Source organism: Kutzneria sp. NPDC052558, from assembly GCF_044547355.1.
GTDB lineage: Bacteria > Actinomycetota > Actinomycetes > Mycobacteriales > Pseudonocardiaceae > Kutzneria.
Map to the genome: position 1 here is coordinate 271,021 of NZ_JBIUAG010000001.1, position 20,156 is coordinate 291,176.

20 protein-coding genes are annotated in these 20,156 nt (G+C 70.6%); 4 read left to right on the forward strand and 16 right to left on the reverse strand.

What is annotated here, in order from left to right; genetic code table 11:
• Positions 1-57: 57 nt before the first annotated feature.
• The 9 genes from ACIG5F_RS01330 to ACIG5F_RS01370 all read right to left on the reverse strand — a co-directional run bounded on the left by ACIG5F_RS01330 (position 58) and on the right by ACIG5F_RS01370 (position 9,207).
• Positions 58-819 (reverse strand): polyprenol monophosphomannose synthase, encoded by a 762-nt coding sequence (locus ACIG5F_RS01330; protein WP_396515362.1) that lies wholly within the window; start codon positions 817-819, stop codon positions 58-60.
• A 30-nt stretch (positions 820-849) separates the two neighbouring features.
• Positions 850-2,439, reverse strand: a complete 1,590-nt coding sequence (gene lnt, locus ACIG5F_RS01335) for an apolipoprotein N-acyltransferase (RefSeq protein ID WP_396515363.1) — start codon at positions 2,437-2,439, stop codon at positions 850-852.
• A 52-nt stretch (positions 2,440-2,491) separates the two neighbouring features.
• The gene (locus ACIG5F_RS01340) at positions 2,492-3,574 is read right to left on the reverse strand and encodes a hypothetical protein (RefSeq protein ID WP_396515364.1); all 1,083 of its coding nucleotides are present in this window, start codon (positions 3,572-3,574) and stop codon (positions 2,492-2,494) included.
• A 103-nt stretch (positions 3,575-3,677) separates the two neighbouring features.
• Positions 3,678-3,884, reverse strand: coding sequence for a hypothetical protein (locus ACIG5F_RS01345; RefSeq protein WP_396515365.1), 207 nt, complete (start codon positions 3,882-3,884; stop codon positions 3,678-3,680).
• Positions 3,881-4,267, reverse strand: coding sequence for a hotdog domain-containing protein (locus ACIG5F_RS01350; protein WP_396515366.1), 387 nt, complete (start codon positions 4,265-4,267; stop codon positions 3,881-3,883). The genes ACIG5F_RS01345 and ACIG5F_RS01350 overlap by 4 nt, the downstream gene beginning before the upstream one ends.
• Positions 4,264-5,010: an OAM dimerization domain-containing protein gene (locus ACIG5F_RS01355; protein ID WP_396515367.1), complete on the reverse strand. Its 747-nt coding sequence runs from the start codon at positions 5,008-5,010 to the stop codon at positions 4,264-4,266. Before ACIG5F_RS01355 ends, ACIG5F_RS01350 begins: the two co-directional genes overlap by 4 nt.
• Positions 5,007-6,575, reverse strand: a complete 1,569-nt coding sequence (locus ACIG5F_RS01360) for a lysine 5,6-aminomutase subunit alpha (protein ID WP_396515368.1) — start codon at positions 6,573-6,575, stop codon at positions 5,007-5,009. The genes ACIG5F_RS01355 and ACIG5F_RS01360 overlap by 4 nt, the downstream gene beginning before the upstream one ends.
• A complete protein-coding gene (locus ACIG5F_RS01365) occupies positions 6,572-8,170 on the reverse strand; it encodes an amidohydrolase (RefSeq protein ID WP_396515369.1) in 1,599 nt (532 codons plus the stop codon). The genes ACIG5F_RS01360 and ACIG5F_RS01365 overlap by 4 nt, the downstream gene beginning before the upstream one ends.
• Positions 8,167-9,207, reverse strand: a complete 1,041-nt coding sequence (locus ACIG5F_RS01370; RefSeq protein WP_396515370.1) for an L-erythro-3,5-diaminohexanoate dehydrogenase — start codon at positions 9,205-9,207, stop codon at positions 8,167-8,169. The genes ACIG5F_RS01365 and ACIG5F_RS01370 overlap by 4 nt, the downstream gene beginning before the upstream one ends.
• 102 nt (positions 9,208-9,309) lie before the next feature.
• On the opposite strand from ACIG5F_RS01370, the gene ACIG5F_RS01375 reads away from it, so the two are divergent.
• The 3 genes from ACIG5F_RS01375 to ACIG5F_RS01385 all read left to right on the forward strand — a co-directional run bounded on the left by ACIG5F_RS01375 (position 9,310) and on the right by ACIG5F_RS01385 (position 12,633).
• A complete protein-coding gene (locus ACIG5F_RS01375) occupies positions 9,310-10,716 on the forward strand; it encodes a KamA family radical SAM protein (RefSeq protein ID WP_396515371.1) in 1,407 nt (468 codons plus the stop codon).
• A 119-nt stretch (positions 10,717-10,835) separates the two neighbouring features.
• Positions 10,836-11,876 (forward strand): GDSL-type esterase/lipase family protein, encoded by a 1,041-nt coding sequence (locus ACIG5F_RS01380; protein ID WP_396515372.1) that lies wholly within the window; start codon positions 10,836-10,838, stop codon positions 11,874-11,876.
• A gap of 40 nt (positions 11,877-11,916) precedes the next feature.
• The gene (locus tag ACIG5F_RS01385; protein ID WP_396515373.1) at positions 11,917-12,633 is read left to right on the forward strand and encodes an ArsR/SmtB family transcription factor; all 717 of its coding nucleotides are present in this window, start codon (positions 11,917-11,919) and stop codon (positions 12,631-12,633) included.
• Here the strand turns inward: ACIG5F_RS01385 and ACIG5F_RS01390 are convergent.
• The 5 genes from ACIG5F_RS01390 to ACIG5F_RS01410 form a co-directional block, all read right to left on the reverse strand.
• Positions 12,582-13,550 (reverse strand): hypothetical protein, encoded by a 969-nt coding sequence (locus ACIG5F_RS01390; RefSeq protein ID WP_396515374.1) that lies wholly within the window; start codon positions 13,548-13,550, stop codon positions 12,582-12,584. The two genes, ACIG5F_RS01385 and ACIG5F_RS01390, sit on opposite strands and share 52 nt — an antisense overlap.
• 145 nt (positions 13,551-13,695) lie before the next feature.
• Positions 13,696-14,601, reverse strand: a complete 906-nt coding sequence (locus ACIG5F_RS01395; RefSeq protein ID WP_396515375.1) for an MBL fold metallo-hydrolase — start codon at positions 14,599-14,601, stop codon at positions 13,696-13,698.
• Positions 14,602-14,760: 159 nt separating this feature from the next.
• Positions 14,761-16,086: a ricin-type beta-trefoil lectin domain protein gene (locus ACIG5F_RS01400; protein ID WP_396515376.1), complete on the reverse strand. Its 1,326-nt coding sequence runs from the start codon at positions 16,084-16,086 to the stop codon at positions 14,761-14,763.
• 183 nt (positions 16,087-16,269) lie between these two features.
• Entirely contained in the window at positions 16,270-16,719 is a 450-nt protein-coding gene (locus ACIG5F_RS01405; RefSeq protein WP_396515377.1) for an Lrp/AsnC family transcriptional regulator, read from the reverse strand.
• A complete protein-coding gene (locus ACIG5F_RS01410; RefSeq protein WP_396515378.1) occupies positions 16,716-17,858 on the reverse strand; it encodes a M24 family metallopeptidase in 1,143 nt (380 codons plus the stop codon). The genes ACIG5F_RS01405 and ACIG5F_RS01410 overlap by 4 nt, the downstream gene beginning before the upstream one ends.
• A gap of 232 nt (positions 17,859-18,090) precedes the next feature.
• Between ACIG5F_RS01410 and ACIG5F_RS01415 the strand changes: the two genes are divergently transcribed.
• Positions 18,091-18,381: a hypothetical protein gene (locus ACIG5F_RS01415; RefSeq protein WP_396515379.1), complete on the forward strand. Its 291-nt coding sequence runs from the start codon at positions 18,091-18,093 to the stop codon at positions 18,379-18,381.
• On the opposite strand, the gene ACIG5F_RS01420 is transcribed toward ACIG5F_RS01415, so the two are convergent.
• Both ACIG5F_RS01420 and ACIG5F_RS01425 read right to left on the reverse strand, forming a co-directional pair.
• Positions 18,349-19,599 carry an MFS transporter gene (locus ACIG5F_RS01420; RefSeq protein WP_396515380.1) on the reverse strand — a complete coding sequence of 417 codons (1,251 nt, stop codon included), beginning with the start codon at positions 19,597-19,599 and terminating at the stop codon, positions 18,349-18,351. The genes ACIG5F_RS01415 and ACIG5F_RS01420 overlap by 33 nt on opposite strands.
• Positions 19,596-20,144 carry an ArsR/SmtB family transcription factor gene (locus ACIG5F_RS01425; protein ID WP_396515381.1) on the reverse strand — a complete coding sequence of 183 codons (549 nt, stop codon included), beginning with the start codon at positions 20,142-20,144 and terminating at the stop codon, positions 19,596-19,598. The genes ACIG5F_RS01420 and ACIG5F_RS01425 overlap by 4 nt, the downstream gene beginning before the upstream one ends.
• Positions 20,145-20,156: the final 12 nt, after the last annotated feature.

Below are 20,156 nucleotides of genomic sequence, written 5' to 3' on the forward strand. Positions count from 1 at the left end.
GAAGTAGAAAGACCCCCTGGCCTTCGTGGCCAGGGGGTCTTTCGCGTCGAGACCAAGCTAGCGCTTGATGACGCCGACCTGCTCCAGGCGGCGGCGCACGCCCCACTTGGTGACCCGCCACAGGGCCTCGCGCACGATGTCGCCGCTCATCTTGGACTGGCCGATGGCGCGCTCGGTGAAGGTGATCGGCACCTCCACGACCTCGAAGCCGGCCTCGATGGTGCGCCAGGTCAGGTCGATCTGGAAGCAGTAGCCCTGCGAGGCGACCGAGGCGATGTTGATCTTCTCCAGGACCTCGCGGCGGAACGCCTTGAAGCCGCCGGTGATGTCGCGGACCTTCGCGCCCAGGGCCAGCCGGGAGTAGATGCCGCCGACCCGGGAGATCAGCTCCCGGTACTTGGGCCAGTTCACCACCTTGCCGCCGGGCACGTAGCGGGAGCCCAGGGCCAGGTCGGCGTCGGTGAGCGCGTCCAGCAGCCGGGGCAGGTCCTCGGGGCCGTGCGAGCCGTCGGCGTCCATCTCCACGATCACGCCGTAGTCGCGGTCCAGGGCCCAGCCGAAGCCGGCCACGTAGGCCGCGCCGAGGCCGGCCTTCTCGGTGCGGTGCAGCACGTGCACCCGCTCGTCGGCCGCGGCCATCTCGTCGGCGAGCTGCCCGGTGCCGTCGGGGCTGCCGTCGTCCACCACAAGCGCGTGCGCCTCGGGCAGCGCCTCGTGCAGCCGCGCGACGATGGGGCCCAGGTTCTCCCGCTCGTTGTAGGTCGGGATCACCACCAGCACCTGGCCGAGCTCCGCGCGGCTGTCCCGCTGGTCCGCCATCTAAGATCCTCTTCCGGTGTTCTCGTGTCGTCAGGTCGTGCTGCCGGCGCGGTGGCGCAGGCGTGCGCCGACCGCCAGCGCCAGGGCCGCCAGACCGGCCAGCGACGCCACCCGTTCGGGCCAGCCGCCGAGCCGGGTGGCCAGCGTAGCGGTCGTGCGCAGCGGCACCTTCGCCACCAGGGTGGCCGCCGTGTAGAGGCCACTCTGCCGGGTGATGGAGCCGTCGGGCTGGACGATCGCGCTCACGCCGCTGGTCGCCGAGACCGCCACCGCGCGCCCGTACTCGACCGCCGCCACCCGCGACATTGCTAGCTGCTGGTAGCTCATCTCGCCGGGCCCGTACCAGGCATTGTTTGTGGGAACCGCCAGCATTGTCGCACCGGCGCGGACCGCGTCGCCGACCACCTGGTCGTAGGCCACCTCGTAGCAGATGGCCACACCGACGGTGGTGTTGTCGACGGGCAGGGCGCCGGGCTTGTCGCCGGGGATCATGTCCCGGGTGTCGGCGACGAACGGCGTGACCGCGGCGGAGATGGAGCGCAGCGGGATGAACTCGGCGAACGGCACCAGCTTCTGCTTGGCGTAGCGGGCGCCGGGGCCGGTGGCCGGGTCCCAGACCTGGACCACGTTCTGGATGGTCTGGGGGTTCTGGATCAGCCGCCCGCCGATCAGGAACGGCACGCCGACGTCGGCGATGGCCTTGGCCAGCTCGGGATCGTCGGTGGGGTCGGGGTCCAGGTCGGTGACGACCTCGGGCCAGATGACGAGGTCGGGCTTGGCGACCTTGCCGGCCTTGATGTCGGCGGCCAGCTGCTCGGTGGCGGCGAGGTGGTTGCGGCGCAGGATCGGCGTGTCGTACATGAGGTTGATGCCGTCGTCGGGGGCGTTGCCCTGGATGACGGCGACGGTGCGCGTGCCGGCCTGCGCGTCGGTGCCGACCAGCGACCAGCTGGCCGCGCCGGCCGCGATCGGCAACACCAGCAGCGCCGCCGGCAGCACGAGGGCGCGCCGCCGCCGGCCGTCACGGACACGGGCGACCAGTTCGGTGGCGCCGGCGCCGGTGACGATGACCGCGAAGCCGAGCAGGGCCGTGCCGCCGATGGAGGCCAGCGGCAGGAACAAGCCCTCGGGCTGGCCGAAGGCGACCTTGCCCCACGGGAAGCCGTCGAACGGGAAGTTCTCGCGCAGCACCTCGCTGCCGATGAACAGCGCCGCCATCCACACCGGGCCGCCGCGCAGCTTGCTGACCGTGGCCATCGCCGCGCCGGCCAACGCCATGTAGAGGGCCACCACGAACGACAGGCCCACCCACGGGAACGGGCCGAAGTCCGCGCCCAGGAAGCTCTGCAACCAGGTCAGCAGGGGCAGCGTGAACGCCAGGCCGAAACACAGGCCGTAGAGGAAGCCGCCGCGGGCGCTGCGGTGCCGCAGGGCCGCCGCGAGCAGCGCGAAGGCCAGCGGCGCGAGGTACCAGTCGGTGCGGGGCGGGTAGCTGGCGTAGAAGATGCCGCCGCCGGCCAGGGCCGCGACCACGCGGACCAGCACGGGCAGGGCGCGGCGACGTCGAGAAGGCGTCGGGAGGGGGGTGTCGGGTTCCGACGTCACAGCGGGTGCGGCCACCCGTTCAGCCTACGGGCCGGTTGTGAGGCCCTTGTACGCACGGTGACCGGCGTCAGCGGCCGGTGCGAAGTTGTGACCGTTGGTCCATCGCCGCGCACACCCCCAGGCCGACCAGCAGGAATCCGACGCCCGCGGCCAGCAGGCGGGCCTCGGAGTAGTCGCTGGCCAGCAGGTAGCCCGCGGCCGCGCCGACGATCCCGGCGACCGTGGCCATGGCCAGGCTCCCCAGCCGCCGGTGGTCCCAGCCCCGCCACACCGCCGCCGCCGTGACGACCAGGCCGGCGGCCATCGACAGGAAGGGCAGGCCGAAGTTGAAGCCGTAGCGCAAAGGCAGCGCCGGCAGCATGAACAGCAGCAGGAACCAGCCGAGCGAACCCGCCACCGACGCCAAGGTCGGGCCGTGGGTCACCGGGCCGCGGGCCCATCGCCGCGCCACCGCCAACACCGCCAGCGCCACGGCCACCGTCGGCAGCCACGACACCGTGTGCCCGAGGTTGTAGAGCGTGACCGTGTCGTAGACCGCCAACACGATGACCCCCAGCGCCCCCATCGACGCCACGAACGGCAGCAGCCGGGGCTGCCCCGCCGCTCCCTCCGACAGCAGCGGCAGCAGCAACGGCGTGACGATCCCCGACACCACGCGGATCACGAGGTCCCCGGCCGTGTAGGGGCTGGGCAGGTCCAGCTCGATCAGGCAGAACGTCACCGTGAACGACGCCGACAGCAGCCACCGCGCCTGCACCGCCCGCCGGTAGACCTCCGCCCCGAACCACCGGCACACCAACAGGTAGGCCAACACCCCGAACGGCAGCTCGATCGCCGACTGGGCGTGCAGCACCGTCCACGGCCACGCCGGCAGCTCATACTGCACGCCGCCCAGATCGGCCAGGTCGAACCACCCCGGCGGCATGTACCGGGCGACAAACGAGGCGTCCCCGTGGTGTGCCTGCGCCACGTAGGCCGTGAACAGCACCTGGTTGACGAAGAACAGGCCGATCACCACCGCCAGCCACGTCCCCGGATGCCGCCGCCAGCCCCCGCCCGGCCGCTCCGGCGCTCCCCCGCGCGGCACCCACCACACACCCGCCACCGTCGTCGCGACGATCACCGCCGCCAAGGTCAACTCCCCCATCACGCCGCGAGGCTACCCAACCCGACCCCGCCCCCGGGGCCCCTTTCCCATGCCAGGACGCGGGCGAAGGGACCCTTTCGAGCGTTGGGCGTCAGGAAGGGCCCCATCATGACGGCGCGCGGAACGCATGGACGCCGCCGTCCCACGCGACGTTGACGAAGCCGACGAGCGTGCCGGCGGAACGGGCGCAGACCCAGCCGAGGCTGTGGCGCTGCACCCGCCCCCACCAGTCCACCGAAGTAACCGGGTGAGAGAACGCCGAGGCGTGCAGGGCGTTGACCTCGGTGTTGGTGAACTCGCCGCGCCAGATCACGCCTGGGGCACGACCACGGTGCCGGTGGCGCGGGTGGCGACGACCGGCTCGGGCAGGACCTCGGCGGCGGAGGCGCCCTTCTCGGGCGTGGCCCGGCAGACCACGCGCAGTTCGAAGGTGACGCCACGCGAGCGGGTGCCGATGCGGGTGAGGGTGGCGGTGGCCTCGACCACGTCACCGGCCTTCAAAGGCGACACGAACTGCACGGAGTCGTAGCCGGCGAACAGGCCCTCGTCGCCGTCGGTGCGGATGCACAGCTCGGTGGCGACATCGCCGAACATGCCCAGACCGTAGGCGCCGTCGACGAGGTTGCCGCCGTAATGGGCGTGCGAGTACGGCACGTACCGGCGGTGGGTGACGGAGAAGCCCTCGACCAAGCTCACGCTGCGACGCCCTTCTGGGAAATGGTGTGCACGAGGTACGAGGCGACCTCGCCGGGAGTGGTGCCACGGCCGAAGACCCGGTCCACACCGAGCTCCCCGGCCATCAGGGGATCGAACCGGGGCCCGCCGGCGACCAGGGTCGGCCGCTCGGAGCCCATGGCCTCCCGGAACGCTGCGGACATCTCCTGGGTGTTGAGGATGTGCGCGTCGCGCTGGGTGACGACCTGCGACACCAGCACGGCGTCGGCCTTCTCCGACCGGGCCCGCTTGACCAACTCCGGCACGGAGACCTGGGCGCCGAGGTTGATCACCCGCAGCTCCCGGTAGTACTCAAGGCCCTTCTCGCCGGCGAAGCCCTTGATGTTGAGAATGGCGTCGATGCCGACGGTGTGCGCGTCGGTCCCGATGCACGCCCCGACGACAACCAGCTTGCGCCCCAAGGAGTTCTTCACGGTCGCGTTCACGTCGTAGGGCGAGAGCAGCGGGTACTCCCGCTCCACGACCTTGACCTCGTCCAGGTCCACGAGGTGGCTGACCGAGCCGTACACGACGACGAACGTGAAGTCGGCGCCGATGGCGTGCGAGTGCACGACCATGGCCGGGTCCATGCCCATCTTGTTGGCCAACTGCTGGGCCGCGCCCTCGGCCCGGGGCCCGTGCGGCACGGGCAGCGTGAACGACATCTGCACCATGCCGTCGCCGGTGGTGTCGCCATACGGCCGCACATAACGCTTTTCGGTCACAGCCCCGCCTCCAGGAGCTCACTGGCCGGGTTGACGTACCCGTCGGCCTTGGCCACCACACCGTCCGCGCCCTTGCCGCCCTCGGCCGGCCGCTTCATCAACCCGAACGTGCCCTCGCCGATCGCCCGCAGCAGCCCGTCGTCGACGATCCGCTCCAGCAGGTCCACGGCCTCGCCCAGCACCTGCTTGGCCCGCTTGACGATGAACCCGTCCGGCGAGGGCCGGAAGTCCTCGGCCAGGTTGCCGGCCGCGCCCAGCACGTACTTCACGTTGGCCAGCGCCAGGTCCCGGTCGGACAGGAACGGCGTCACCACCGCCTCGGTCATCATGCCGACCAGCAGGATCGACTGCCCGGTCAGGACGCCGGCGAGGTTGAAGAACCCGTCCAGCAGGTAGCCGTTGAACACATCGCCGGTCATGTGCTTGGTCGGCGGCATCCACTTCAGCGGCGCGTCGGGGAACAACTCCCGCGCCAGCAGGGCATGCGCGAGTTCGAGACGGAACGAGTCGGGGACCTTCGGGTTGATCTCGAAGGCGTGCCCGAGGCCCAGCAGCTCATCCGGCAGCCCGGCCTCGTGCGCGAACCGCTCGTTGAGCAGCTGCGACACGGTCACGGTGTGCGCGGCCTCGACCGCGTCGGCGGTGGTGAGGTAGTTGTCCTCGCCGGTGTTGATGATGATGCCGGCGCGGGCGTGCACCTGACGGGAGAACCGCTGGTCCACGAAGGTCCGAATGGGGTTGATGTCGCGGAACAGGATCCCGTACATGGAGTCGTTGAGCATCATGTCCAGCCGCTCCAGGCCGGCAAGCACCGCGATCTCCGGCATGCACAGGCCCGACGCGTAGTTGGTCAACCGCACATACCGGCCGACCTCCTTGGACACCTCGTCCAGCGCCGCCCGCATGATGCGGAAGTTCTCCTGCGTCGCATACGTGCCGGCGAACCCGTGGTGGGTGGCGCCCTCCGGCACGTAGTCCAGCAGCGACTGCCCGGTGGAACGGATCACCGCGATGATGTCCGCCCCGGCCCGCGCCGCGTTGCACGCCTGCACGACGTCCTCGTCGATGTCGCCGGTGGCCACGATCAGGTAGATCCACGGCCGCTGCGGCGGATCACCCAGCTTCGCCACCAACTTGTCGCGCTGCCCGCGGTTGCGGTCGACGGTGCGCAGCCCCTTCGCCACCGCGCTCTTCGCGGCCTTGGCCGCGGCGGTGGCGTCCTTGCCGGTGGGCACCGTGAACTGGATCTGCCCGGCCGCGGTGGCCTCGGCGAGCTCGGTCAGCGAACCCAGATCGTGCTCGCGCAACGCGTGGAACGCCGGCAGCACCGAGCCGTGCTCCAGCCCGCACTGCTCCCGGATCGTGTCCACCACCCGGTTCACCCACGGCACGTCGCCCGCACGATGCGTGGTGTCCGCGCCGGCGATGCCGGCCAGCCGCAGCGTGGCCCGCTCCACCGCGACCGTCGTGTGCGCCCGCGCCAACTCGATCACCGGCTCCGCGGCCCGCGCCGCCAGCTCCCGAGCCCGCGCCGCGACCTCCGGGTCCAGATCCAGCAACGTCACCCCAGCGCCCCTTCCCGTTCGTAGATCACCTGACCGCACAGCACCGTGCGCAGGCACTCCGGCAACGCCACCCCCGGCTCCAACGCCGGCAGCGCCGGCACCCGCGACCGCGGGTCCGTCGACCACCGCTGCACCCGAGAATCCGGCGCCGCCACCAACAGCTCCTCGGCCCGCCACACCGCATACGTGGCCGGCGCGCCCGGGGCCAGCGTGCCCGTGACGCCGTCATCCACGCCCGCGGCGCGCCAACCCCCGCGCGTGTGCGCCGTGAACGCCGCCCGCGGCGACACCCCGAAACCGTCGGTGCGGTGATGCACCGCCGCCCGGACCGCGTCCCACGGGCTCACCGGCGTCACGGGCGTGTCCGAGCCCAGCGCCAGCAGCATGCCGGCCGCCGCGAGCTGGGAGAACGGATTAAGCCGCGTGCCCCGCTCCGCCCCCAGCCGCCGCACGTACATGCCGTCCGGGCCGCCCCACGTGGCATCGAACAACGGCTGCACCGACGCCACCACACCCCAGGACGCCAGCTTCGCCGCCTGCTGCGCCGACACCATCTCCACGTGCTCCAGCCGATGCCGGCACGCCGCCAGCTCCGGCGCGCCGACCTGCTTCTCGGCCAGCTCGAACCCGGCGATCACCTCGGCCACAGCGGCGTCGCCGATCACGTGGAAACCGGCCTGCATCCCGGCAGCGGTGCACGCCAACACGTGCTCGGCGATCCCATCCGCGTCCAAGTACAGGGCACCGGAATTGCCGTGATCGTCGGCGTAGTCGGCGCACAACGCGGCCGTACGCGAACCCAACGCGCCGTCCACGAACAGATCGCCGGCCGCGCCGCGCGCGCCCAGCGCCTTCGCCGTCTCCACGCCGCCCAGCTCACCCCAGTAGCCCACAACCTGCGGGCCCGTGCCCAGCGCCAGCAGCTCGGCGAGATCCTCGGTGCTGGAGATGTCCGGCCCCGCGCACTCATGCACGCTCGCCACGCCCCGCGACGCCGCCAACGCCAGAAACGCCTCCTGCGCCTGCCGCCGCTGCGCCGGCGACACCGCGTCCTTCGCCGCCCGCCGCACCTCGTGATGCGCCGCCCGCGACAACGCACCACTGTCCGACCAGCCGTCACGCTCACGCGCCTCAGGCGCCAGCTCGATCAACGCGGACGACGCCAACGCCGAATGCACGTCGATCCGCGACAAGTACACCGGCCGCCCATCGGCCGCCTTGTCCAACTCCGCCCGCGAGGGCGCACGGCCCTCAGCGAACCGCGTCTCGTCCCAACCGTGACCCCACACCGCCGCTCCCGGGGCCCTCCGCACCGCCGACAACACATCGGCCACCGACCGCGCCCCGGTCAGATCGACCCCGGTCAGCAACAACCCCGCCGAGGTCGCGTGCACATGCGCGTCCACGAACGCCGGCGCCACGAACGCCCCGTCCAGATGCACGACCTCGGCGCTGTCCCCGTACAGCGCGATGCCCGGAGTGTCCTGACCCACCCACACGACCTGGCCGTCGGCCACCGCCATCGCGGTCGCGTCCGGCGAGGCCGTCGAGTAGATCCGGCCGCCGACAAGCAGAGTTGTGTTCACAGTGCTCACGATCCGGCAGTCTGCCGCTCACGGCCCCGGAACAACGCCAGCACCCCCGGCGTCCGCCGCGCCAACTCCAGCGCGAACTCCGCGTGCCCCGGCACATAACCGTTCCCGATCAGCATCTCCACGTCGGCAGCCACCCCCTCGGCCCCCAACGCCGCCGCCGAGAACGACGTCGCCATCGAGAAGAAGATCACAGTCCCGCCCGGCGCCGTGGCCAAGATCGCCCCGTGCTCGCAGCCCGACACGTCCACACACACCACCGTCACCTCAACCGGCTCACCCACAGCCTCGGCAACCGCCACCGGATTACGCGCGTCGACGACCACGACCTCATCGGCCAGGCCCGTCTCCCGCACCGCCGCCGCCTCACCCTCGGTCGGCACCAACGCCACCAACCGCGTCGCCCCCGCCGCCCGAGCCGCCGCCAACGACAACGACCCCGACTTGCCGCCGCCACCCAGCACACACACCGACTTCGCGGCCTTCGCCCGCACCACCCGATCCGTCAACGCCGGCGCGCCACACACGTCCAACACCGACAACGCCAACTCATCCGGCATGTCCCCGGGCAACACCGCCGCGATCGACCGCCCGAACAACACCGCCGTCCCCCTGCACGGCACCTGCTCGCCCAAGCCGTCCCACTCGGACAACCCGTCGGTGATCCGCAGCGGCGTCAACGTCAACGACACCAACGTCGCGACCCGATCGCCGACCCTCAACCCGAGCGGAGAGTCCGGCCCCACCGCCGACACGGTTCCTAGCAACATCCCGCCAGAACCTGTGACCGGATTCTGCATCTTGCCCCGCGCCGCCACGATGTCCAGCACGGCCTGGCGCACGGCAGCCCCGGAGCCGTGCGCCTCCCGCAACTGCCGATACGACGCGGCATCCAGATTCAACCGCTCCACCGCCACCACGACCTCGTCCGGCCACGGCGACGGATCCGCGTCCAGCACCTCGGCCTGCTGCGGCAGCACGCCCGACGGCGCCAACACCCGGTGCAACCCGATCGGCGACCCGGTCACGTCACCAGCCATCCCGAACTCCTTCGTCACTGGACGCGGCCACGCCGGAAGATTTACGCTCAGCCGACGTTCCGACAGCATATCTTTACGGAACCCTGAGGGCGAGGAGTAGGGATGACAGCGCTGTACGAGACCCGTGCCGCCGCGGTTACCTCGGTGGCCACCGCCACCGAACCCCAGCCGTACGAGTACGTCCGGCGCGAACTGGTCGAACCCGACTGGCGACGCCTCCCCGGCTGGCGCGACATCACCGAAGCCCAATGGCGCGACGCCCAATGGCAACGCGTGCACTGCGTGAAGAACATCAAACAACTGCGCACCGTCGTCGGCGACCTGCTCACCGACCGCTTCTACGACGACCTCGCCGACGACCAGCAACGCCTGGCCACCATGTCCATGCTGCTGCCGCCCCAGATGCTCAACACCATGGCCGTCGACGCCGACCTCACCCCCGACGCCTTCACCGACGCCTTCTACCGCGACCCCGTCCGCCGCTACATGCTCCCCGTGGCCAGCGACCGCATCACCGACTGGGCCAGCCACCCCCACAGCTCCCGCGACTCACTGCACGAAGCCGAGATGTGGGTCGTCGAAGGCCTCACCCACCGCTACCCCACCAAGGTCCTAGCCGAAATGGTGCCCACCTGCCCGCAGTACTGCGGCCACTGCACCCGCATGGACCTCGTCGGCAACTCCACCCCCCAGATCGACAAGCACAAACTCACCCTCAAACCGGTCGACCGGCAAGACGCCATGATCGACTACCTCAAGCGCACCCCCGGCGTCCGCGACGTCGTCGTCTCCGGCGGCGACGTCGCCAACATGCCCTGGCCCCAACTCGAGTCGTTCCTCATGCGCCTGCTGGACATCCCCACCGTGCGCGACATCCGCCTGGCCACCAAGGCCCTGGCCGGCATGCCCCAGCACTGGATCCAGCCCAAGGTCGTGGAAGGCCTGGAACGCGTCGCCCGCACCGCGCGCCGGCGCGGCGTCAACCTCGCCATCCACACCCACGTCAACCACGCCCAGTCCGTCACCCCACTGGTCGCCGAAGCCGCCCGCACCGCCCTCGACGTCGGCGTCCGCGACGTCCGCAACCAGGGCGTGCTCATGCGCGGCGTCAACAACACCCCCGAAAACCTGCTCGACCTGTGCTTCGCACTCCAGGGCGAAGCCAACATCCTCCCGTACTACTTCTACATGTGCGACATGATCCCCAACGCCGAACACTGGCGCCTGGCCGTCTGGGAAGCACAGGAACTCCAGCACGCCATCATGGGCTACCTGCCCGGCTACGCCACCCCCCGCATCGTCTGCGACGTCCCCTACGTCGGCAAACGCTGGGTCCACCAACTCTGCGAGTACGACCGCGAACTCGGCATCTCCTACTGGACCAAGAACTACCGCACCGGCATCGAACTCGACGACGCCGAAGCCCTCACCCGCCGCTACCCCTTCTACGACCCCATCTACACCCTCCCCGAACACGGCCAGAACTGGTGGACCACCCAACAACCCTGACCCCCACAACCCACACGCGTGAACTTTCACGCTTGGAAGGGGGGCTTTCCTCCACTCCAAGTGGAGGAAAGCCCCCTTCCAAGCACCAAGCCGGAGCCGTGACCTAGAATCCAGCAGCGATGCGGAACATGCTCCGCCGGGCCGCGGTCATCCTGATCGTCTTCCCGGTCCTCGCCCTCCTCCTGCTCACCGGCGACAACCGCATCACGCCGCCCCCACGGCCCCCCGACAACGCCCCCCACGCCATCGTCGCGCTGGGCGACTCCACCATGTCCGGCGAAGGAGCCGGCGCCTACACCCCCGACACCGACGGCGCCGACAACGACTGGTGCCACCGCTCACCCCAGGCCATGCCCCAGCACATCAAACTGGCCGGCATCACCAAGATCTTCAACTTCGCCTGCTCCGGCAGCAACGCCCAGGCCATCCGCCTCGACGGACCCCACACGGTCGAACCCAGCCAAGCCGCCCAACTCGCCGCGGTCGCCGGCCAGTACCGCATCGACGCCGTCGTCATCGCCGTCGGCGCCAACGACGACCCCCAGTTCGGCTCCCTGCTCACCAACTGCGTCGACGCCATCTTCACCAGCACCCAACCCGGCTGCGGCAAACAGGTCGACCCCCAATGGCAGAACCGCGTCGACGCCATGGTCCCCAAGGTCGCCGCCGCCCTGCGCGACGTCCGCCGAGTCATGATCGAACACGGCTACCCCGACACCGCCTACAACCTCGTCCTCCAGTCCTACGCCGCCCCCGTCGCCCCCGACATGCTGCGCAGCCTCCAGAACGTCGGCGGCTGCCCCATCCGCACCGACGACCTGCGCTGGGTCCAGGACCGCGGCGTCCCCATCCTCAACGACGGCATCCGCCGCGCCGCCCAACAAGCCGGCGCCCGCTTCCTCGACCTCTCCCGCGCCGGCGTCGGCCACGAGGCCTGCCACGGCGGCCAGGAATGGTTCACCCGCCTCACCGTCAACTGGCAGGACTTCCAGGACAAGGCCCGCTACGCCCACGCCCTGCAACAGTCCTTCCACCCCAACTCCGCCGGCTACACCGCCTTCGCCCAGTGCATGAGCCAGTTCCTCACCCTCACCGAACGCCAGGCCGCCTGCGTCCCCGACGGCCACGGCTCCGTGCAACTGGCCCTGCCCGCACCATAGTTCGGCAGCCGCCGAACCCCAGGGTGTCTAGCCTCGACCCATGCCCGCCAACCCCCTGGCCGAGGTCGCCGCCGTCTTCGCCGACCCCACCCGGGCCGCCATGTGCACGGCCCTGCTCGACGGCCGCGCCTGGACCGTCGGCGAACTCGGCCGCGCCGCCGGCGTCGCCCCACCCACCGCCACCGAACAGGTCGCCCGCCTGTCCGCCGCCGGCTTCGTCGACACAGTCCGCCAAGGCCGCCACCGCTACGTCCGCCTGGCCGACCCCCGCATCGCCGAACTCATCGAACAACTCACCGAACTCGCCGAGCACCCCGTCCCCCGCCCGAACAGCCTCCGCACCTCACGCCGCGCCGAACGCCTCGCCTACGCCCGCACCTGCTACGACCACCTCGCCGGCCACCTCGGCGTCGCCCTGCGCACCGGCATGCTCACCGCCGGCCTCATCGACACCTCCGGCGGCCTCGCCCTCACCGAACGCGGCCACCAGGTCCTGGCCGACCTCGACATCACAATCCCCGGCGGCCGCCGACCCCTGCTCAAGGACTGCCTCGACTGGACCGAACGCCGCGAACACCTCAGCGGCTCCCTGCCCGCCGCCCTGCTCGACCACGCCGTCGACCACGGCTGGCTGCAACGCGGCCCCGACCGCTGCGTCACGCTCGTCGACGCCGACGCCTTCGCGATCCTCGGCATGGAAGCCGACTACCCCACGAACGGCGCCAGCCGCGACCGCAGGATCTCCTCGTCCGGATAGTTGAAGACGTCCTCGGACTTCTCGTCGTCAGGCGTCCAGATCATCGGCGCGCAGTTCCCGTTGAATTTGCTGCCCTCGGTGGTCAACGACCCCAGCAGCCGACCGGTCCGCGCCTCGAAGACCCTGACCCGGAACTGGCCATCGTAAAGCGTCCGCGTGTAGCTGGACTGGTACTCGCACCGCTTGACCAGCTGACCACCGATCGCGTCGACGCACGCGACCAACTCCACCGACGCCGGCTCCACCCGGGGATCCGATGAGTACAGCTGCGTGCCGTCACCGAACGCCACCACCGGATGCGGGGCCTCACTGTCGTACGACGCGGACTGGCCGAACGCCCGGCCGCCCTGGCACAGCCGCTGCAACTGGTCGACCTTCGCCGGCTGATCCCCGATCACGTAGTTCCGCACGATCGGCACCGCCGTGAACAAGGTCGCGACCACCGCGAACACCGCGATCGCCCCCAGGCCGCCGACCCGCCGCGAGGTCCACGCACCCACCGGCGCCCGCCGTAGCCGCGAGTCCTCCACATCCCTTACACCGCACAGGGAACTCTCCTCCAGCCGCGGCGCATCGGCCCAGGTCGCGGTCCACACCGAGTCCCGCTCCCAGAACACCAGCCCGCCCCGCGCCACCCCGACCCAGTGCCGCCCACCGAACATCGGGCCGACCTGCGGCAGCACCAGGGCCAGCCCCACCAGGAGACTCCACCCCAGCAACGGCCATTGCCACGTCGTGGATCCCTCGTAGACCTGGATGATCGTCATGATCACCGCCACCACGAAGGACACCACGACCAGCGCCCACAGCCCCACCGCCAGCGCTCGGCTGTAGCTGCGGTGGATCCGCACCACCTCGCCCAGCCCGGCCTCGCGGGCCGCCTCCCTGATCGCTCGCCGCCGCTGTAGCGGTCCCATGCCCACATCCCCTTGCCGCCAGGAGAAAGCAGGGTAAGAGCGGTGATCAGGGACGGGTCCCCGCCTCGTCGTTGGCGTTGTGGTTTGTGGTGTTCAGTGGAGTATGGATTTCAATCGTCACTGAAGCTATAGTGATATTATTCAACTAGAGCACACGAGGGGTCGCCCGGACGTGCTCCGTCTCGACGGGCTGCCAGGTGGCGACGCCGGCCTCGTCCCGGGCCACCCGGCCGAAGGCCTGGTCCCCGAAGTGGATGCCGAAGCCGAGGGTGCCGGGCCGCTCCAACTCCCCCAGCAGCCGGACCCGGGCCTTGAGCACGCCGTCCGTGTCGGTGTCGGGCAGCGAACCCCACTCCGGATGCGCGATCTGGGCCGGCGCGTGGAAGGCGTCGCCGAACGCGACGATCCGCCCGGCCCCGCTGTCGATCACGAACGACGAGTGCCCCGGGGTGTGCCCGGGCGTGACGACGGCGTGCACGCCGGGCCACACCTCCTCCCCCTCCCGGATCAGCTCGTGGTTGCCGCGCATGGGCGCCACGGTCATCTCCGCGATCACGCCGGGCACGGCGATCCCATGCTCGTGCGGGGCCCACTCCTCCGTGGCCACGAGGTACCGGGCGTTGGGGAAAACCTTGCTGCCGTCCCGAAAAGCCCAGCCGACGTGATCCACGTGCAGGTGCGTGAAGGCGACCGCGTCGATGTCCTCCGGCGCGACGCCCACCTCGGCCAGGACGTCCAGCATCGAGCCGCTGTCCGCGGTTCCGAACGGCTCCTCCCCCACCGACATGTCGCCCTGGTACGGCCCGAGGCCGGCGTCCACGAGCAGCTTCCGCCCGTCCCGCTCGACCAGCAGCCCGCCGGCGGACATCGCGATCCGGCCCCCGGCGTCGACGGCTTCGGGGTGCTCACGCCAGTACTCCCCCGGCACCGCCGGCAGGAAGGCGCTCGCGACCAGCGCCATCGCGCCGTCCACCACGTAGGTCAGGCGCACGTCGCCGAGCTGGATCCGGCGCACGGCGGACTGATCGTTGAGAAGCCCCAATTCAGACATGGATCTTGTTGTACCGGGTCTCGCCCGTTCGGTGTCGGCAGTTGGTCCTTTTCGACGCCACGTGAGCGCGATCAGGCATTGCCTTCACTCGTCACTGAAGTCATAGTGATACATCAACCAGAAGGAAGGGGCCCCGCGGCGCAGGACCCCTTCTCCGACCTACGGCAGGTGCCAGACCTGGTTGGCGGTGCCGGCGCAATCCCAGATCTGCACCTGGGTGCCGGGTGTCGTGGAGTACCCCGGATCGTCGAGGCACTTGTTGGACTGCGGGTTGTAGAGGGTGCCGTTGGACTGCGGCACCCACACCTGCGCCCCGGTGTTGTTGCAGTCGTACAGCTGGACCAGGGTGCCGTTGGCGGTGCCGCCGCTGGCGATGTCCAGGCACTTGCCCAGCACGTGCAGGGTGGTGCCGGCCTGCACGAAGGTCCACTGCTGGGCCGTGGTGCCGTTGCAGGTGTAGATCTGGATCGGGTTGCCGTTGGCCGTGCTCGCCGACCGGTCGTCCAGGCACAGCCCCTGATAGCCGGTCACCGCGCCGCCGCCGGGCGGCGGGGTCGTGCCGCCGCCGGTGGTGGTGTACGCGGCGACGTACTGCACGGCCATGGTGCCGCCAGAGGTGGTCGAGCCGCTCGGGCTGGTGCAGCCGCAGACGCCGTTCGGGAAGCCGCCGCCCATGGCCAGGTCGAACAGGATGGTCAGGTTGTGGTCGAACGCCTGCTGCCAGGTGCTGGCGCCGACCTGCCCCTCGGTGACGGTGAAGTACGAGGCGCCGTCCAGGTAGAACGTGATCGACTCGGCCGAGGTGTTGGTCCGGTCCAGGATCATCGTGTACGTGTGGAAGCCGGTCTGGCAGCCGCCGCAGCCGCGCAGCCCGCTGCCGATGCCGTTGCCCTCGTTGCACGGGCCGCCCGGGTACACGCCGCAGTGGATGGTGCCGGCGACCTCGGACAGGGCGTTGACGTCCTCCATGATGTCGATCTCGCCGTTCTCTGGCCACTGTCCCTGCCCCAGCATCCAGAACGCCGGCCAGTAGCCCAGGCCGTTGCCGGGATTGGGCTGCTGGATGGAGGCGGTCACCTCGAGCTTGCCGCCGGCCGGCGCGCCGGCCACGGCCGTGGGCGTCTGGATCCGGCCCGACGTCCAGTTCGAGCCGGAACCGAGCGCGGTGATGTCGAGATTGCCGTTTCCGTCGAGATGGACATTGCTGGCCGAATTGGTCATCGTCTCGATCTCACCGGTGCCGAAATTCGAGCCGGGGCCGGTGTTGTACGTCCAGTTCGCGGTGTTCACACCGCTGCCGGCGGCGCCGTTGAAGTCGTCGCTGAACACCGTGGTCCAGCCGGACGGCGGCGCGGGCACGGCGGCCTGAGCGGGGGCGAAGCCGAACGCGGTGAGCAGCACCGTCAGTCCGCCGGTGGCGAGCATGGCGACGCCGCGTCGGACCGAGTTTCTTCGGGACAGGGATTTACGATGCGCAAGAATCATCGTCGACTCCAGGCTCTTTTTCGCAGGGTGCAGGGTGCGACCGGTTTCATGGAAGCGCTCCCACGCAATCCCCGGCAATAGCCCGTTCGACCGCCGTGTGCGGCCTTTCGGCTCAGCGAAAACGGACTTGTCGGACGGAAAAACAGAAAGGGCGCCGTGCCCAGACGGCCACGGCGCCCTTTATCACACCCCTGGCGGACGGTCCTCGTACGGCGTCGACAGCACCACCGTGGTCCGGGTGGACACGTTGGCCTGTTCCCGGATCTGCCGCAGCAGGTCCTCCAGCGCCGTCGGCCCGGCCACCCGCACCTTCAGCACGTACGAGGCGTCGCCGGCGACCGAGTAGCAGGCCTCGATGGCGTTGAGGTGCTCCAGCCGGTGCGGGTAGTCGTCGGGGGCGGCCGGGTCGATCGGCGTCAGCGAGATGAACGCCGTCAGCGGCAGGCCCACCTGCTCGCCGTCGACCCGCGCCGCGTAGCCCTTGACCACGCCGCGCTGCTCCAGGCGTCGCACCCGCTGGTGCACGGCGGACACGCTCAGGCCGACGCGCTCGGCGAGGTCGGTGAAGCTGCACCGGCCGTCGGCGGTCAGCTCCCGCAGGATGGCCTGGTCGATCGGCTCCAGCGCGGTCACGGGTGCAGCACCGCCAGCTCGTGCGGCCGGGTGTTCAGACGCACCGCGCCCTCCTCGGTGACCACGACGATGTCCTCGATACGCGCGCCCCAGCGGCCGGGTAGGTAGATGCCGGGCTCGACGCTGAAGGCCATGCCGGCCTCCAGCACCAGGTCGTTGCCGCTGACGATGTACGGGTCCTCGTGCACGTCGAGTCCGATGCCGTGGCCGGTGCGGTGCACGAAGAACTCGCCGAAGCCGGCGTCGGCGATGACGTCGCGCGCCGCCGCGTCCACCGCCTCGGCGGTCACGCCCGGCCCGGCGGCGTCGACCGCCGCCTGCTGCGCGGCCTGGAGCACGGCGTAGGTGCTGGCCACGTCGTCGAAGGCGGGCGTGCCGACGGCGTAGGTGCGGGTGGAGTCGGAGTTGTAGCCCTCGGGCACCGGGCCGCCGATGTCCACCACGACCACGTCACCCTGCTCGATGACCCGGTCGGAGACGCCGTGGTGCGGGCTCGCGCCGTTGGGGCCGGAGCCGACGATGACGAAGTCCGCCACCGTGTGCCCCTCCTCGACGATCGCCGCCGCGATGTCCGCGCCCACCTCGGCCTCGGTGCGGCCGGCGCGCAGCCACTCGCCCATCCGCGCGTGCACCCGGTCGATCGCCGCGCCGGCCTTGCGCAGCGCCTCGATCTCGCCGGCGTCCTTGCGCATCCGCAGCTCGCGCAGCACCGGTCCGGCCAGGCTCTGCCGCGCGTCGGGCAACGCGTCGCGGAGGCCGAGGGTGTGCAGTGCCGGCATCATGTCGGTCACCGCGACCGATTTCGAGGCCTTGAGCACGTCGGCGACCAGTCGGTACGGGTCCTCGCCGTCCACCCAGGTGGACACGTGTACGCCAAGATCGTCGGTCGGCACACCGGCGTAGCCGGGGTACTCCAGCTTGGGCACCACCAGCGCCGGCTCGGCCGCGCTGCCCGCCGCCGGCAGAACCAGACAGGTCAGCCGCTCGAACGACGAGCCGCCCGCGCCGAGCAGATAGCGCAGGTCGGAGCCGGGGGACACGAGCAGGGCGTCGACGCCGGCCGAGGCCGCCGCCTCGGCGGCCCGGCGGAACCGGTCACGAAGGGAATCGACGTCGATCATGGCAGTGCTGACGGACATGACACAGGAGCCTAGCGAGGTCGACGCGCGAGCGGATCATGCGATCGTCCGGGCCCGCCGTCCGATGAGGTACTTCTGGATAACTTTCCGGTCACCGCAGGTGCACGCGTCCAGATGGCGGATGTTTCTACGCGCGATCACCGGTTAACTCCATAGGTGTCACCCGATTGGGGGCTCAAGGTGCCAGCTCCCGATCAAACGGTAAACCGAGAGTGACCGCGAGGAGTCGACGATGTTCCTTATCTGGACGTCAGTGCTCGTAGTGGTGGCGCTCGGCTGCTGGGCGCATATCCTGCACCCCGCGCCGACACGGGCGGTGACCAGGCCGCTGAGCCTGTGGCGCACCCGTCGGACCACCGACCGGATGCTGCGGGAGCTGGCCGAATCCGGCCAGCTGGTCCCGCCGCTGCCGCGCCGCGAGGACGACGTGCTCAACTCCTCCGCCCAGGTGACCATCGTGTGCCGCAAGCGCACCCCCGAGACCGAGGTGTCAGGCGATCGCACCCCCGACGTGGTCGCCTGACGCCTCTTCCACCGGCTCGTCGAGCCGGCGCCAGACCCGGAACACGAACGGGCACAACGTCATCACGAAGTAGAGCGCCGCCGCGCCCAGCAGCGCCGACCTCAGGCCGGCGAACTGCACCAGCACCCCGGCCAGCAGCGCCCCCACCGGTATCCCGGCCAGCGCGCCCGAGGCCACCACGCCGAACACCCGGCCGCGCAACGTCTCCGGCACCCGCGAGTACAGCTGGCCGAGCAGAATCGGGTTGATCATGCCGAACGCGAACGCCGACACCGCGAGCCCCGGCAGCAGGACCAGCATCGACGGCTCCAGCGCCATCAGCACCAGCTTCGGCGTGCCGGCGATCAGGAACGCGACCGCGTAGGTCCCCCACTTCGGCAGCCGCTCGCCGACCGCGCCGTACGCCATGACCCCGCACAGCGTCGCGGCGCTGGACACGCTGGCGACCACGCCGAGCAGGACGCTGCTGTGCAGGATCAGCGTGCCGTACGACGGCAGCAGGACCGAGACGTACGCGCCGTCCAGCATGTTCGTCACCAGGACCATGCCGACCACCGCTGCCAGCAACCGGTCCCGCATCAGGTAGCGGAAGCCCTCCCGGAGCTCGGCGAGGTGGCCGCCGACCGTCCAGGCCTTCGGCTCGTCCTGGTGCAGGCGCACGTGGATGAACACCGCGGTGAGCAGCGCCGAGACCAGGTAGCTGACCGAGTCGACGTACAGCACCTGCGCCGGGCCCAGGAAGGCGATCAGCGCGCCGGCCGACACCCCGCCCACCAACCGGCCGATGCGGAACGCCCCCTCGAACCAGCTCGCCGCCCGGGTGATGGGCGTGCCCGCCAGCTTCGCCGCCGACGGCAGCAGCATGTCCGCCGCCGTCGACCCCGGCCCTCGGGTCAGCCCCAGCAGGGCGGTGAGCAGCACCAACCCCCACAGCGGCAACAGGTTGAGCATCGTCAGCGCCGGCACCAGGCCGACCGCGACCGCCGCCAGCGTGTCGGAGGCGATGCTCACCAGCCTCGGCTGGATCCGGTCCGCGATCGGGCCACCCAGCCCCGTCGCCACCGCCAGGCCCGCCACCTCCGCCGCCGCGACCAGTCCCGTCTGGGCCGCGCTGCCGGTGGTGTGCAGCACGAACCACGGGATCGCCAGCACCGTCATCGACGTGCCGGCCGAGGACACCACCGAGCCTGTGAGCAGGGCTAACAGCGGCGTCCTCATCGCTTGGTCTTCCGCGGGAATCCCTGGATCTGCGTCACCACGATCTCGTCCCCCTGTCGCTCCGGCCGGCGGTACTTGTCGACGACCTCGTGCAGTTCCGTGCGCATCGCCTTGAGCTCGTCCGGAGTCAGCGGCAGCTCCTGGGTCGACATCACGAACGACTCGCGCCACTCCTGCGCCCAGTCCTCGGCCAGGAACGTCGTCATCCGGCGGTAGGCGCCGGCGGCGATCTCGTACAGGAAGGCGGCCAGCGCTCCCGCCGACTCGTCGTCGCCGCGGAAGTCCTCCATGCGCAGGTCAGTGCCTTCATAGGATGCCTTCCACCAGCGCTCGCGCTTGTTGCCCAGCGCCGTTTCCTGCTCGATGAGGCCGTTGTCGGCCAGCTGCCGCAGATGCCAACTCGTCGTGCCGCTCGACTCCCCCACCCGCTGGGCCAGGCCCGTCGCGGTCGCCGGGCCGTCCAGTTGCAGCAGGCCCAGCAGCCTGATCCGCAGCGGATGCGCCAGCGCGCGCAGCGTCTTCGCGTCGAGCCTGATCTCCGTCACGGGCTCAGCGTA

Coding starts and splice junctions, on each gene's coding strand:
- ACIG5F_RS01420 (WP_396515380.1), bottom strand. CDS start 19,599: ATGAGGACGCCGCTGTTAGCCCTGCTCACAGGCTCGGTGGTGTCCTCG.
- ACIG5F_RS01395 (WP_396515375.1), bottom strand. CDS start 14,601: ATGTCTGAATTGGGGCTTCTCAACGATCAGTCCGCCGTGCGCCGGATC.
- ACIG5F_RS01390 (WP_396515374.1), bottom strand. CDS start 13,550: ATGGGACCGCTACAGCGGCGGCGAGCGATCAGGGAGGCGGCCCGCGAG.
- ACIG5F_RS01380 (WP_396515372.1), top strand. CDS start 10,836: ATGCGGAACATGCTCCGCCGGGCCGCGGTCATCCTGATCGTCTTCCCG.
- ACIG5F_RS01385 (WP_396515373.1), top strand. CDS start 11,917: ATGCCCGCCAACCCCCTGGCCGAGGTCGCCGCCGTCTTCGCCGACCCC.
- ACIG5F_RS01415 (WP_396515379.1), top strand. CDS start 18,091: ATGTTCCTTATCTGGACGTCAGTGCTCGTAGTGGTGGCGCTCGGCTGC.
- ACIG5F_RS01330 (WP_396515362.1), bottom strand. CDS start 819: ATGGCGGACCAGCGGGACAGCCGCGCGGAGCTCGGCCAGGTGCTGGTG.
- ACIG5F_RS01400 (WP_396515376.1), bottom strand. CDS start 16,086: ATGATTCTTGCGCATCGTAAATCCCTGTCCCGAAGAAACTCGGTCCGA.
- ACIG5F_RS01410 (WP_396515378.1), bottom strand. CDS start 17,858: ATGTCCGTCAGCACTGCCATGATCGACGTCGATTCCCTTCGTGACCGG.
- ACIG5F_RS01370 (WP_396515370.1), bottom strand. CDS start 9,207: ATGGCTGGTGACGTGACCGGGTCGCCGATCGGGTTGCACCGGGTGTTG.
- ACIG5F_RS01375 (WP_396515371.1), top strand. CDS start 9,310: ATGACAGCGCTGTACGAGACCCGTGCCGCCGCGGTTACCTCGGTGGCC.